This window comes from Actinocrinis sp., from assembly GCF_035946395.1.
Taxonomy (GTDB): domain Bacteria; phylum Actinomycetota; class Actinomycetes; order Streptomycetales; family Catenulisporaceae; genus Actinocrinis.
The window spans coordinates 1-3,158 of the sequence record NZ_DASYZI010000294.1; the positions used below are offsets into that span (position 1 = coordinate 1).

Annotated in this window: 3 protein-coding genes; 1 reads left to right on the top strand and 2 read right to left on the bottom strand. The window is 69.5% G+C overall.

Annotated elements, in window-relative coordinates; translation table 11 throughout:
* Nucleotides 1-214, top strand: a 214-nt coding sequence (locus VGS97_RS17845) for a methylenetetrahydrofolate reductase (RefSeq protein WP_326854699.1), incomplete at its 5' end; no start/stop codon positions are given.
* Between the two features lie 349 nt (nucleotides 215-563).
* On the opposite strand, the gene VGS97_RS17850 is transcribed toward VGS97_RS17845, so the two are convergent.
* Together VGS97_RS17850 and VGS97_RS17855 are read right to left on the bottom strand one after the other, a co-directional pair.
* A complete protein-coding gene (locus VGS97_RS17850) occupies nucleotides 564-2,012 on the bottom strand; it encodes a phytoene desaturase family protein (RefSeq protein WP_326854700.1) in 1,449 nt (482 codons plus the stop codon).
* Between the two features lie 128 nt (nucleotides 2,013-2,140).
* On the bottom strand, nucleotides 2,141-3,158 hold a 1,018-nt coding region (locus tag VGS97_RS17855), incomplete at its 5' end, for a glycosyltransferase (protein WP_326854701.1).

Here is a 3,158-nt window from a genome sequence, read left to right on the forward strand (position 1 = left end):
GGAGCAGCTCGCCGAGCGCATCCACGCCGTAGCGGACGACAACGCCGCTGTGCGCCGGATCGGCATCGACCACGCGACCGGACTCGGCGCGCGGCTGCTCGCAGAGGGCGTGCCCGGCCTGCACTTCATCACGCTCAACACGTCCACGGCGACGCTGGAAGTGCATCAGAACCTGCGCGAGGCCCACGCTCAGGCGAGCCCCACCGCTGCGTGACACAAGTCAGGTAACACAAGACATGTGACGCAAGGCAGTAACGCCGCTCAGGCTGCGTCGCCGTGTGACGCTGGCCTGGCCCCACCCTCCGTACATCACCTGAATGAGCGAAGGGACAATCAAGGGGTATCGAGCATTTCTCCGTACTGAATAAGGCCATTGTTCGATGACGAGCCCGGATCGTCCCGGTCTGCATATCGTTCGCTTCGCTCGCCCCGGGCAGCGTGCGAAGGAGGGGGCCAGCCAGGCAGCCGCGCAACGCCTTCCATCCCAACCGCCGGACCAGACCCGATCCACAGGACAGACCGGGTGGGGCGGAGCTAAACACCAATCCGATTATCTGACTTAATCAGCCACTTGCCTTAATCAATTCGGCGGCCTGCCATCCGGACAGCGCCACGAACGGCAGTCCGCTCCCTGGCCTCGCCGAGGCACCCACATGAAAAAGTCCTCGCACCGGCTGCACGATCGGCGAGCGCAGCAACGCGGACCGCAGTCCGGTAACCGCCGGGCCGTAAGCCGCACCGCCGGGAACGCCGGTCGCCGTCTCACGGTCCGCCACTGTGATCGTGTGCTGAACGCGTACTTTCTCGCGTACGTCGAAGCCCCGCGCCGCGAGCCGGGCGAGCACCGCCTCGGGCTCGTGGTCGCCCGGCACGTGAACCGTCCACGCCGACGGCTGCTCAGCGGCGACATGGATGCGTACCGCCGGTCCGCGGTCGTCGAGCAGGACGGTCTCATGCGGCATCGTCGGAGCGTCGTCGACGACCAGGCACAGAGTCGTGACCCCCGCCGAGTACCGCGAATACTGCGAATACTGCGAATACGACGAACGCGGTTGCTGCTGCTGTATCTGCTGCGACTTGAGCCGCAGTGAAATTGAGCTTCCGGGCTGGCGTGGCTTGCCGAGAAGCCGCGCCAGGACCGCACGGTCCACCGCCGCGACGACCACGTCGGCCACGAGCCGTTCACCGCCGTCCAGGTGAACGCCGCTGACCGCGCCCGAGCGTGACACCTCGATCCGAACGACCCGCGCGCCGTGACGAAGCTCCGCGCCGCGATCCAGTACCCGCTGCCCGAGCGCCTCGGCCAGCCTGTGCATACCGCCGACGATGCGCCAGGTTCCGAACGCGTGCTCGATGTAGGGACGTGCCGCGAGGACGGCGGGCGCGCGCCGAGGGTCGGCGCCGGCCTGCCGAGCGTAGTCGTCGACCACGAGTCGCAGCCGTGGGTCGGCGAGCCCACCGTGCTCCACAAGGTCACGTAGGCGTCGCAGCGGTGTGATCGCTCGTCGGCCATCGGCCGTGCGCAGCAGCTGGACCAGTTCACGGCCGTCGCTTCCTGGGGCCTCGACGAGTGCCGGACGGATCGCGTCCCAGACCGCGCTGCCATGGTCGATCACCCGAAGCCAGGCGTCGCCCGTTCCGGTGCCGAGCGCTTCGTCGACTGCGGCGTGCAGCCGTCCGCGTGAGGCGTTCGGGAGGTCCAGACGCGTGCCGTCGGGAAACAGATACCTCCGTACCGGATCGACCGGCCGTAGATCCACCCGATCTTCGAGCGCGGCGGCGGCGCTCTTCTTGCGCGAGCCGGTCTTGATGAACAGGTCGCGGTACACGGCCGGCAGCGTCAGTGTGTGTGCACCGGTGTCAAAAGTGAAATCGTCGTGCCGCCAGCTGCCGAGTGCCCCGCCCACCTGCGCCGACGCCTCGCACACGACGACGTGGTTGTCGCGGCGCGCCAGCCGCGCGGCGGCGGCCAGGCCTGCCATACCCGCGCCGATGACGATGATCCGTGCCACAGTGCACCGACTTTACCGCCGCTCACTGTGGATTCCGGATCTCGCGGCGCGTCACGCAGCTGCGGATCGCCGACATCGGCGGGTCGACCACGACCACGACCACGAACTAAGCGCGCCCCACGTACGGCCTACGATCGCGCGCCGACGAGTGCGGCGAACACCCGCCGCGCGGTCTCGCTCAACGACAGGCGGCTGCTGTGCAGGCTGTCCCACTCTGCCTCGGCCTGCGGATCCGCTGGCGGCAGCGACGTGATGAGCTGCGCCGGGGGGATGATGCTGCGTCCGTCGGCCACCGCGACGCGACCACTGGCCCGGCGTACTGCGCGCAACAACGCCAGTGGATCCGGGTCGCCCGCCGCTGCGCGGTAACCGCCGAACCGCCAGTACGCGTCCGCGTCGACGGCGACGGTGAAGCGGCCGGGGTGGACATCGCCATAGCCGAACCCGCCGCTGTGGAAGCCGATGCCAGGGAACCCGGCACCGTGGAATCCAGCGCCATGTAGTCCGACCCCGTGGAATCCGACCCCGTGGAATCCGGCGCTGTGAAATCCGACGCCGTGGAACCAGGCGTTGGGCAGCCGAACGCCGTGCGTCCGGTCGGCGTATGAGCCGTTGTGTGTACCCGGCGCTGTGTGGTTCGTGTTTGCTGACGCCGTCGCCCCGGCCCTGGCCCCGGCGCTTGGGCTCGTGCCCGTGCCGGTGCCCGGCTTATTTCCCGAGTTCCGCCCATTTCCCAGGCCTTGTCCATTGAAGGCCGGCCGGTTCGCCGACGCGGGCCGCCCGGTGTCGAGGACCGCGAGATCGAGTTGCTCACTGCGCAGCAGCGCGGTGGCCGAGGCTGCGGCGTCCGGTCCGAGCGGGGCGCTCGGTTCGGTGAAGATCAGCACCCTGCCGCGCGCCGCGACGGCGAGTTGGTGCGACCGGTGGGCACGTGGCGACCAGCCCCGGGGCAGCGGCGCGGCGGCCAGGATGCGTACCCGCGGATCGTCGCCGAACTCCCGCCGAAGGGCGGCGCGGGTCTCCTGCGGGCAACCGTCGTCGAGCACGACGATGTCCAGGTGGTCGACCCCGCGTTGCGCCAGCGCCGCGCGCACGGCGGCGACCGTCGGATCGGGCTCGTGCCGTACCGGGATGAGGACCGAGACG